The 8,962-nt window shown below is 53.5% G+C and carries 10 protein-coding genes; 6 read left to right on the plus strand and 4 right to left on the minus strand.

All coding sequences use genetic code 11. The features are described 5' to 3' along the window. Positions 1 to 109 precede the first annotated feature (109 nt). Positions 110 to 256, minus strand: a complete 147-nt coding sequence (locus WBL42_RS04635) for a hypothetical protein (RefSeq protein ID WP_424720098.1) — start codon at positions 254 to 256, stop codon at positions 110 to 112. A 283-nt stretch (positions 257 to 539) separates the two neighbouring features. Beyond that, positions 540 to 1,469: a DUF4349 domain-containing protein gene (locus WBL42_RS04640; protein ID WP_424720099.1), complete on the minus strand. Its 930-nt coding sequence runs from the start codon at positions 1,467 to 1,469 to the stop codon at positions 540 to 542. A 266-nt stretch (positions 1,470 to 1,735) separates the two neighbouring features. Between WBL42_RS04640 and WBL42_RS04645 the strand changes: the two genes are divergently transcribed. The 6 genes from WBL42_RS04645 (at position 1,736) to WBL42_RS04670 (ending at position 8,209) form a co-directional block, all read left to right on the plus strand. Further along, positions 1,736 to 2,206, plus strand: a complete 471-nt coding sequence (locus tag WBL42_RS04645; RefSeq protein WP_424720100.1) for a hypothetical protein — start codon at positions 1,736 to 1,738, stop codon at positions 2,204 to 2,206. A gap of 27 nt (positions 2,207 to 2,233) precedes the next feature. Beyond that, on the plus strand, positions 2,234 to 2,779 hold the full coding sequence (locus WBL42_RS04650; protein WP_424720101.1) for a hypothetical protein: 546 nt from the start codon (positions 2,234 to 2,236) through the stop codon (positions 2,777 to 2,779). A gap of 401 nt (positions 2,780 to 3,180) precedes the next feature. Continuing rightward, complete coding sequence (locus WBL42_RS04655) at positions 3,181 to 3,783, plus strand: HEAT repeat domain-containing protein (protein WP_424720102.1); 603 nt, start codon at positions 3,181 to 3,183, stop codon at positions 3,781 to 3,783. Positions 3,784 to 3,933: 150 nt separating this feature from the next. Next, a complete protein-coding gene (locus tag WBL42_RS04660; RefSeq protein ID WP_424720103.1) occupies positions 3,934 to 5,163 on the plus strand; it encodes an ankyrin repeat domain-containing protein in 1,230 nt (409 codons plus the stop codon). 137 nt (positions 5,164 to 5,300) lie between these two features. After that, positions 5,301 to 7,457, plus strand: a complete 2,157-nt coding sequence (locus WBL42_RS04665) for a HAMP domain-containing protein (protein ID WP_424720104.1) — start codon at positions 5,301 to 5,303, stop codon at positions 7,455 to 7,457. 278 nt (positions 7,458 to 7,735) lie between these two features. Then, on the plus strand, positions 7,736 to 8,209 hold the full coding sequence (locus tag WBL42_RS04670; RefSeq protein WP_424720105.1) for a CAP domain-containing protein: 474 nt from the start codon (positions 7,736 to 7,738) through the stop codon (positions 8,207 to 8,209). Positions 8,210 to 8,335: 126 nt separating this feature from the next. Here WBL42_RS04670 and WBL42_RS04675 read toward each other — a convergent pair whose 3' ends face one another. Beyond that, a complete protein-coding gene (locus WBL42_RS04675) occupies positions 8,336 to 8,653 on the minus strand; it encodes a hypothetical protein (protein WP_424720106.1) in 318 nt (105 codons plus the stop codon). Positions 8,654 to 8,731: 78 nt separating this feature from the next. Further along, on the minus strand, positions 8,732 to 8,962 hold a 231-nt coding region (locus WBL42_RS04680), incomplete at its 5' end, for a hypothetical protein (protein WP_424720107.1).

Consider the following 8,962-nt stretch of genomic DNA (forward strand, 5'->3'; position numbering starts at 1 on the left):
CCTGCTTTCTGTCACGGCGTTCAACGTACCGGTGCGGCAATCCCTGGCATTTTTGTACCTGCATCCCTGGTCTTTGCCCGCCTGAACCCGGCCCTGTTACAGGAGCATATCATACGAGCTCCATGAAGACGAGATGCGCTGGTGGCGGGGCGCTTGGTTCCACACAACAGGCATTGATCCCTGCAACCGGAGCACGAGCATGGACATCCGTCAGGGGCCGGTCATTGCGCAGGCCGGGAATATCCATCATCTCCATCCAGACCTCAGGCTATTCCGGGCAGACTGTGCAGGAAATACAGATTGAAGCGATAGAGCACGCAAGAAGAGCTTCGCGAAATTATCCGGGCTGCGGTGCGACGGTACAGTTTACACAATGATGGCACGTGCACACCAATACCCGGAAAACTGCTGACCCGCAGGGCATCCAGCCGGCTACCGGATCCATGGCATCCGGTATACTGGTGCCCGGTGAACCCAGGAAGATTCGCATCCTGATCGGATAGCAGAATGATCGGATAGCAGAAAAATAAAATTGAAAATCAGGGATTCTCTTTTTTATCCGCGGTCGGCAGCCGAGGGCTTTTGCTTTTCTTCCAGCGGTAGATACCGTACCCGATGGCCCCGACGATTATGAGCGGGAGGATAGTCAGGAGAAAGATGATGATCGCGTCGACCATACCGAAGAACCCGGCTATCCCCTCGTTGAGGGTAGCCACGAAGTCATGGCCAGTCTGCCCTCCGACCGGTTCAGGCTCCTGGAGATAGACGGTGATGGTGGCGAGATCGATCCTGTTGTTCAGGTAGTTCAGCCTCCCGTTCAGCTGATCGAGTTGTGTCTGGACCTGGTCTATCTGCTCCTGCACCTTGATGATATCCTCAACAGTTGTACTCTGCTTCATGATCGCATTGTACTGGGCCAGCTGGTTCGTGTATGACGTCTTCTGTGCCTGGAGATCCACGTATTCCTCGGTCACATCCTGCCCGCTTGTCGAGATCGACTTGACGGTCCCGAGTGCCTTTGCTCCTGCAATGGCATCGTCGAATCCTGATTCCGGGATACGGATCGTGACGGTACCGGAGAGCTGGTTATTGTAATTGTTCTGGATGTTTGTTGACGACAGGTAACCTCCCTGGGCGATTGCTAATGCCTTAAGGGCATCGACCGTGCCGGGTACGTCCCTGACTTCGAGAGTCAGGTCTGCGGTCTTGATAATCTTGGTGTCGATACCGGGACCGGTAATGTCGCCGGCAGTCGGTAACGGGGCAGGCACCGGTATCCCGGCAGACCCGCCACTTACCCCCGGGGCTGCTTTTGCTTCAGTCATGAGACGACTGTTTGACGTGGAGATCTGGGTGATATCCGTGGGGGCACCTGGCGCGGAGACGCTGCCAGAGGAAAGCCCCATGCAGCCTGCTGCAGCAATCATGGCAATGATTACCAGAAGCAGGGCAAAAACCTTGTAGTTCATATACAATCCATAGTCAGGGAAATATAAAAGCACGTCGTTAACTGCGGTTTTTTTTGAAGTCATGAGTCACTTCCCCGGCCCGTTCCGGGATAACCAGCAGGTTCCATGATCCAACTCTTCCGATTTTACGAATTTAATATACTCCCTGCTGACCGTGTATGCAGAGTTCCATCGTGGAGGATGGAGCCTTGAAAAACCTGAGGCAGAACGTCATGTCAGCAAAATCTTCTCTTCTGTTATTTGCCGCGGGGTGGATTCTGCTCGCAATGGCCACACTTCCGTCCCAGGCATCGGGTGCACCTGTGCCTGTATCCGTTACACCGCCAACGGCTGTTACCGGAACGTTTCCGCTGGTCGATGATCAGGTCCCGCCAGGCCAGGCGCACCTGCTCCGGCTTTCAGCCAGGGAGGACGCCGGCATGCAGGCAACCATCACGTACCTCGATTCCGTCAATGGATCGACCGGCACTCTCTCTCCCATCCACGGGGACTTTGTAAACTGCCAGGAGAACATCAGCCGTTCGATAACATCCGCTGATCTCAGGGACGATGCACCGGATCTCCGCAGGATCGCGGAATTGTTTCGTGGGGAAACGGACGCCCGGTTCCAGGAAGCCGGTGGAAACACCGAAACACCCGGGCAGGCAGTCCAGCTTGGGACATCCGGGAACCCTGCAGGCACTCAGGCAAAAGACCGGTACTGGGAGACCAGCATGTGCCCTGGTCTCCCGGATTAGCGTGTGGGGCAGTCTGGCAGTACTATCATGCAATTACAGGAGAGCGGGTATGAAACTATCTCAGCACAGAAGAACCTTACGGAGATCACCACAATGCGCAGCACACACAAGACTGCATTACGGGCAAGGAATGAAGCCAATACCGACCAGACCAGAAAGACGATCCATGGTGCGACGCTAGGACATGCACAGGCAATCCGGGCGGCAAAGAAGATCGTTCCCGAACGCGAAATGGAGGGAAACCTGCTGGATCAGGGCGAAGGGGTGCTGACCCGTTCCGGCATGATGAACGCTGATCTCACCTCTCTGGGAATCAACTGCTCGAATACCCGGGTCCTGGTCGATACCGGCCATGCCCAGATCGCAGCCACCCTGCTCCAGGTTAAATCCGGCAATGTTCCCGGGGCGCGGGCTGCCATTGCCCAGCTGAACGGAATCATCAAATCCCTCAGGAATACCTACCGGGAGATTCTCGTACGGGAAGACCTGCCACAGACTACTGCCCAAGGTGTTCTCTCCGTTGCGCAGTCTCTCGATGTCCTGTCAGTACGCCTGGGGGCGTTCTGTTCATGAAATGGTGCGAGGTATCGGGTAACACCCCGGGGACCTGCACAGGATCTGAATGATAATCGGTACAGCCACCCTGGGACGGATGCGGGTTCTGCCAACAGGAGAGGGCACATGTACACGAGCCCCCCCGGCAGACAGAACCCGGCAGGACGAGGATACAATCCAGATGGTTTGGAGGTTATCGCGAGCCCGTGAGCGAGGGAATGGACACTTTACAAGGACATAACGAATCCTCATCCACAACTATGCAGCACTGCAATATCCCATACTAATCCATACCCGGGCGGGAGAGCAAACCCCGCCCCTTTTTTTAATACGCGTTTCCTTCCTTCATACCTGATTCCAGCGGGACTGTCGTGGATCTCCCTTATATAAGAATACGGGAGATATCTCATGGTGATACTATGACCGAGACAATAATCCCGGAGAAACCGGAAGGTGGAGAAGAGCTGGAGAAGCTGGGGCTCGAAGGGCTCATCAAGGCGCTCCAGGACAGCACGGATCCCCAGGTGCGGCAGTATGCAGCGTACCTGCTCGGGAAGGCGCAGAGTCCCCGGGCGATCCAGCCACTTATCGAAGCCCTCGCGGACTTTGACAAATCTGTCCGGGCACAGGCTACCCTTGCTCTCTCCTCGATCGGGAAAGCAGCAGTAGAACCTCTCGCGGCAGCCATGAAAGAACCCCGGTGGGAGACCCGGTACCGTGCAGCCGAAGCACTTGGTAAGATTGCCGACGAGAAAGCCATCAAGCCCCTGATCCAGGGCCTCAAGGACAACCGCGAACACGTGCGGTACATGGCGGCAAAAGGGCTGCGGGGACTGGGCGATTCCGATGTCATCGAGCCGATGGTTATCCTCCTGCGGGATGAGAACGCGTATGTCCGTATCATGGCGGCACGGGCCCTGGGAGCCATTGGTGGTAAGAAGGTCGGGGAGGCACTGACAACGGCACTTGCCGCCGAGCAGGATGCGAAAGTCAAGGAAGTAATAACGGAAGCCCTGAAATAATCACTCTTTTTTCCGGGTGTATAGGACACATATTCCGGGAATTCATCAGGCATGCGTATATGCACGGCACCGGAATAAACGATCTAATTTTTAATATCAGGAATTGTATTAGAAATACTTGTACGAGTTTGATTCCCGGAGTCCTTACTGATGCCCCCCCGCACACCGGAATTGCAGCTGATGGATGCCATTGAATACGGCAACCTGGAATCAGTACGTGCCCTGATCGCAAAAGGAATCGATGTCAATTACCGGGGTTCACACGGCGAGACGCCTCTCGTCAAATCGATGCTGAGCGACGACCCGCGGATCTGTGGTGTTCTCCTGGAATCCGGGGCGGATGTCAACCTCCCGACCATCAACGGGTACAGTCCCCTGACCTTTGCCTGCCTCCAGAATAACTTTGAATATGTCAGGACCCTGCTGAAATTTAATGCCAGTGTCTCCCAGAAGACCGAGGAAGGCTGGACGCCTCTCCTCGTCTCATCCACCAACCCTTCGATATTCTTTGATAACATGGATCACGAGTTTTACAAAAAACTCATTGAGATTGTCTACAAATATTCCCGCTATCACCCGGATTACAATCCTGTCCGTACAGTAAGCCTGCTCCTTGCAGCCGGTGCCAATCCCAACGAGTCCAACATGTTTGGTACCACTTCCCTTATGGCCTCTGCAAGCATGGCCAATTACGAGATCATAAAAGTGCTGCTGGAACAGAAGACCGCGATCGACCTGCACGATACCGAGGGGAAAACAGCGCTCATGTATGCGGTGATCGCGACCATTGAGGAGCTGATCGACAGTCTCATCCACCTGCGTCTGGTCAGCTCTACGATTACGCTGACGGATTTCATGACCCCGGAGATGCTCGCCCGGCTCAAGCCACAGTTTGAACCGCAGAAAGAACTCTGTGTCAATTACCTGATCGAGAATGGTGCCGATATCCGGAGCCGGGACAAGAAAGGCATCTCCATCCTTACCCATGCCTCGCGGACGGGCAATATCAATGTGGTGAAGAACCTTGTCGGCCACGGTGCCGATCCGAAAGAAAAATCCCCCCGTGGGGTCACGCCCCTGTACGCGGCGGCAATCAACGGGCATGCCGGGATCGTGGATTTCCTCCTCTCCGAAGGTGTGGACATCGATGTACGCCTCAATGACGGGGAAACGCCTCTTATGGCTGCAGTCTGGAACGGGCAGATCGCAACGGTCGAACTCCTCCTCAGGCGCGGTGCAAATGTCCATGCCAAGAAGGTCACGCCCTACAAATCCTCCGGTGACTCAAGCCTTGTCTGGGCTATGCACCGCCACAGGAGCGAGAAAAACGAAAACTATGACATCATATTCCGGCTTCTTGCCGATGCCGGAGCAGAATAACCGCACCTGTATCTTAACCATTCCCAGGATCCTGATCATGACGCTCTTTCCAATTCGAGAAACACCTGGGAGAGGCTTACCGGTGAATCTACCGGGTACTGCAGATCCGGACCCTGCCCGGAAGCCCTGAGGTCCACATGGGTTCAAAGGATATTCCTCCGGCAGGACACCGCTCGTTCTCGTATTATCTCCTGCTCTTCATGGTGATCCTGGTCATTTCCATCGTCGGGTTCCAGACCATCAACGATTACCTCTACACGAAGGATAACTTTGACAGCGAATCCCATAACCTCCAGGTCCAGACCGAGCAGAATGTCGACGCGGCAATGCGACTCGCCGATACTGCTGCAAATGTCGTCGATAACAGCATGAATGACCGGATGATGCAGGGATTGACTGAGGTAAACCAGGAATATGCACGGACAGGAGGAGACCCTGCCGCTATGGATCTTGAAACGATCCAGAAGAACCTCGGGGAGGGTTACGATATCTACATCATTAATGCATCCGGTGTCATTGTCAAAACGACCTATTCCCCGGAACTCGGGGAGGATTTCAAAACAATCCCGTACTTTTACAGTTACCTGACCAGAATCCGCAATTCCTCCGGGTTCTTTCCCGATCGCGTTGTCAGTGAACTTCTCGGGGCCGGCCAGTTCCGGAAATATGCGTACATGCCTACACCGGATCACCGGTACGTGCTCGAACTGGGGCTTGGCGGGCCGACGTTCAATGAGATAAACCAGAAGCTGGATGGTTACAAGAATATCCAGAATATTGTCAATGCTGATCCGTATGCCGAGCAGTACGCGGTTTTCAATACCATGGGCCGCCGTGTCGACAACAACTCCCTCACCGATAATCAGACCGAAATATATCTCCAGCAGGTTATAAAGACGCGCCAGGATCTCGAGATATCCGATCCGGACCATTCCCGGACAACCCATTTCATCTTCATAGACCTGAAAAATGACATGTATGGATCCGATCCGAGCCGTATTGTAATGATTACGTACAATCTGAACCTGATCCAGGACGCGCTCAACCAGCTGATCATCTACCATCTGCTCATCGCCCTCCTGGCAATCTGCTTCGGGTGCATCATCGCCTATTTCCTTTCCCGCAGGATGACCCGCCCGATACAGGTGATTGTAAAGGATGCAGGCATCATAGCAGGAGGTGATCTGGATCACCGGATCGGGACTACCGACAGCAGCGAATTTGGGGTTCTTGCACAGAGCATCAATACCATGGTCGATTCCCTCAAGAACGCGTTCCAGAAGATGAAGGACGACGAGATCTTCCAGAAAGAGATGATCGATCAGCTGCCGGTTGCCATCTTCATAAAACGGGCTGACAACGGCCAGTACGTGTACTGGAATGCGACCAGCGAACGGCTTTTCCTGATTCCCGCATCAAAGGTGATCGGGAAGACTGACGAGGACCTCTTCCCGGCGGAGATGGTGTCAGCCATCCGGAAGGAGAGCATCGAGCTCTTCATGAACAGGAGCGATGTGCGCAACAAGATTATCTCTAACAAGCATCTCGACGGACGGATCATCCACATGATCATCGTTCCCATCTTCGGTTCGAATGGCACTCCCCAGTACGTGCTCGGGATCTCCGAAGACGTCAGCCACCAGAATATCAACCTCAAGATGGACCTGCTCTTCAGCATCACCCGGCATGATGTCCTGGACAACCTGGCAGTCATTGCAAGCCACCTCGAACGCGCCCAGCTGATGAACTCGCACGAGGAGATGCAGCAGTTCTTTGACAAGACACTCGGGTCCATAGAATCCATCCGGAACCAGATCGTGTACATGCGTGTCCTCCAGGAAGGTGGTATCATCTCGCCGAAGTGGCAGGGGATCCTGGAGGCGTTCGATGCTGCAACCAACTTTCTCCCGGAGCACCGTGCGACGATCGGCGCAGACGTGGAGGAAGTTGAGATTTATGCAGATCCCCTGCTTCCGCGGATATTTTACACACTCCTTGAGAATTCGCTGCGGAATGGCGGCAGCCGTTCGTCCGGTATCCACCTTTCGGTGAGGAAGGAAGATGCCGACCTGCTGATCTGCTTCGAAGATGACGGGTACTGGATATCGGAATCCGATAAGGAGAAGATCTTCGATGTAGGCTATGATACCGGGCAGATCCGTGGCCTCTTCCTGATACGCGAACTCCTCGGGTTCACCGGGATTACGATACGCGAAGCCGGTACACCCGGAGTAGGTGTATTTTTTGAGATCCGTGTGCCGGCGGGCAAATTCCGGTTTACTCAGGCGATGTAATTCCTGTGACTGCCACATCCTATATATTGTGCAGCGACCCCCGCCCGCAGATCTTTTCCCTTCCCGTTTCTGCCTCTGGTGTCCCGGCATCTGGTACGCATGCCGGGTTGCCTGTATGATTCTGTTCGTTTGTTGAACCGGCGGGTTCGTTGAACGGACCCGGATGATTTTTTGAATTTATATCCAGAGCCCTGCAGAACAGGTACATACAGGGATCTTGTATGTCAGACAATTATGCTATCCGAAGATACCACCGCCAGACAATGCCGGTGCCTGGTATGAACAGGAATAAAAAATATCTCAAAATCTTCCTCGCGATGTTGCTTGTCGGGGCCGCCGTTGCCGCGTATTTTGTCTATACTTCCGGTATCCTTGCGGACGACAACCCCCTCATTTCCCAGCAGTTCCTGGACAGGATCAATCTTGAGCGGCAGGCAGCCAGCCTGCCCCCGGTCCAGATGGATGATCACGCGACTTATCTGGCCACGACAATTAGCCGGCAGGCGAAACTCTCCCAGCTGACCGGTGCATCGCAGCCCGATACAGAGGCAGGTGCAGGCACGAACATCTTCGTCATCCCCAAGATCTCGTGGGCAATATCCGGCTACGACTCCCAACAGCAGATGTTCGATACGCTGGAGAACAATGACAACACGTTCCGGTCCAATATCCTGAACAGGAATTTCAGGCTTGTCGGGATCGGAGTCAGCGGTGACGGGTATAATTATTATATAGCAACACGATGGCAGTGAGCCCGGCACACCCGGGCAGAGGGCTTCATACCGCCGGACATTACTCCGCCATCCATTTTCTTACCGGAGTGGCTCTCATTTCTTATGGGTCAATGCAGGAAGGAACCCGTAAAACCCGGAATGCCGTCACCGGAACGTGACGGTCCCTCTCCGGGTCCCTTCAACTGCGTGCCCCTCATGATGCAATACCGGTGCCAGGTACTGGGTGATCCTGGTCGCGATCCCTTTCTGTGTCAGCCAGTCCTCGATATTTTCCTCGGCAAGGCAATGGTTGAGCCTCACGGTCTTTCCTGCAAACGATTTGAGCAGCTGGTCATAGATCGGGGCCGCAAGAACAAGTGAGTATGTGAATCTCTCGCCATGGTACACCGTGATCGTCCCGTCCTCCTCCCGTTCGTACTCGAAGGCGTCTCTCCCGTCCCGTGTTATCAGCTTCGTCCTCATAGTACCTTTGATATGTATCGATCTCATGATTGGGGATAAAAAGCCTCTCACTGTGGGTGCTGATAATCTGGTGGTTGATCATGTTTCAGGTTCTGTCGCGTTGATTTTCTTTAAAAAATTTTCACTGAAATTTTTTCCGGATTTTTTATGTAAATTTTTTCCTGAAATCTTTCTGAAATCTTTCTGAAAATTTTTTGGGATTTTTTTCAAAAACTTTTTTTGGGAAAACTTTTCCTGAAATTTTTCCCGGATATTTTTCATGTAAATTTTTTTCTGAAATCGTTCTGAAAATTTTGTGAGAATTTTTTC

This window comes from Methanoregula sp. (assembly GCF_049686655.1).
Classification (GTDB): domain Archaea; phylum Halobacteriota; class Methanomicrobia; order Methanomicrobiales; family Methanospirillaceae; genus Methanoregula.

Bases quoted from the DNA above. Each gene is read 5' to 3' on its own strand.
- WBL42_RS04645 (WP_424720100.1), top strand. From the start codon at position 1,736: ATGGCCACACTTCCGTCCCAGGCATCGGGTGCACCTGTGCCTGTATCC.
- WBL42_RS04650 (WP_424720101.1), top strand. From the start codon at position 2,234: ATGCAATTACAGGAGAGCGGGTATGAAACTATCTCAGCACAGAAGAAC.
- WBL42_RS04670 (WP_424720105.1), top strand. From the start codon at position 7,736: ATGAACAGGAATAAAAAATATCTCAAAATCTTCCTCGCGATGTTGCTT.
- WBL42_RS04640 (WP_424720099.1), bottom strand. From the start codon at position 1,469: ATGAACTACAAGGTTTTTGCCCTGCTTCTGGTAATCATTGCCATGATT.
- WBL42_RS04635 (WP_424720098.1), bottom strand. From the start codon at position 256: ATGGAGATGATGGATATTCCCGGCCTGCGCAATGACCGGCCCCTGACG.
- WBL42_RS04660 (WP_424720103.1), top strand. From the start codon at position 3,934: ATGCCCCCCCGCACACCGGAATTGCAGCTGATGGATGCCATTGAATAC.
- WBL42_RS04655 (WP_424720102.1), top strand. From the start codon at position 3,181: ATGACCGAGACAATAATCCCGGAGAAACCGGAAGGTGGAGAAGAGCTG.
- WBL42_RS04665 (WP_424720104.1), top strand. From the start codon at position 5,301: ATGGGTTCAAAGGATATTCCTCCGGCAGGACACCGCTCGTTCTCGTAT.
- WBL42_RS04675 (WP_424720106.1), bottom strand. From the start codon at position 8,653: ATGAGGACGAAGCTGATAACACGGGACGGGAGAGACGCCTTCGAGTAC.